Origin of the sequence: Acinetobacter sp. P8-3-8 (assembly GCF_000214135.1) — a bacterium.
In the GTDB taxonomy this organism is placed as follows: domain Bacteria; phylum Pseudomonadota; class Gammaproteobacteria; order Pseudomonadales; family Moraxellaceae; genus Acinetobacter.
The window spans coordinates 1-746 of sequence record NZ_AFIE01000143.1; the positions used below are offsets into that span (position 1 = coordinate 1).

1 protein-coding gene and 1 pseudogene are annotated in these 746 nt (G+C 40.6%); both read right to left on the reverse strand.

The annotated features are described in order from the left end of the window. Nucleotides 1–294 (reverse strand): annotated as a pseudogene (locus GGG_RS0119015) (hypothetical protein); the annotation flags it as partial. Continuing rightward, the coding region (locus GGG_RS0119020) for a DnaB-like helicase C-terminal domain-containing protein (protein WP_010118081.1) at nucleotides 291–746 on the reverse strand (456 nt) is incomplete at its 5' end. The gene GGG_RS0119020 and the pseudogene GGG_RS0119015, both read right to left, overlap by 4 nt.

Below are 746 nucleotides of genomic sequence, written 5' to 3' on the forward strand. Positions count from 1 at the left end.
AACCTTGATGTGCTTAGCACCATTGATCACTTCTTTGATGCTCATTGGCTTGTTGAACTGCCACTCCATTTCATGCTCATGAAGTGTTCCATCGTCAGCTTTGGCGGTTGTTTTAATTGCGACCTTCCAAATCTGTTTACGCTCAACTCGATGACTCAAAAGCAAAGGAACAAATGAACCTTGATAGATCAACTTCAAATCATCGTCATTCACATCACGATCAAGCGAATCAACATATTCAGCAGTGCTGATGATTTCCCAAGTAGCAGATAGTTTTTGTTTGGTTTTTCTCACACCCCACCCCCTTGCATCATTGCGTAATATTCAGGACTTAAATCTGCAAAAGTTGAGCGAGCTAAGTCGGTTGCCAATTTCACTGTTCCAGTTGAACCGTTACGTGCTTTACCAATAATGATTTCAGCCGTTCCAGCCTCTTTGGATTCCTTGTTGTAAACTTCATCTCGATAGATAAACATGATGATGTCTGCATCCTGCTCTAAATCCCCTGATTCTTTTAAATCGGCGTTTACAGGGCGTTTGTTTGGTCTATTTTCAAGGTTTCGATTGAGTTGAGCTAATGCAAATACTGGACATTCAAAATCACGAGCAATCTTTTTCAATTCCCCTGAAATTTCGCCAATATCTTTGTCTGAACGTCCGTAATTGTTTTTAGTGAGCGGTGTGACACGCTGAATATAATCAACAAATATCGCTCCGACTTTCCCATATTCAGCTTGTACTTTTCG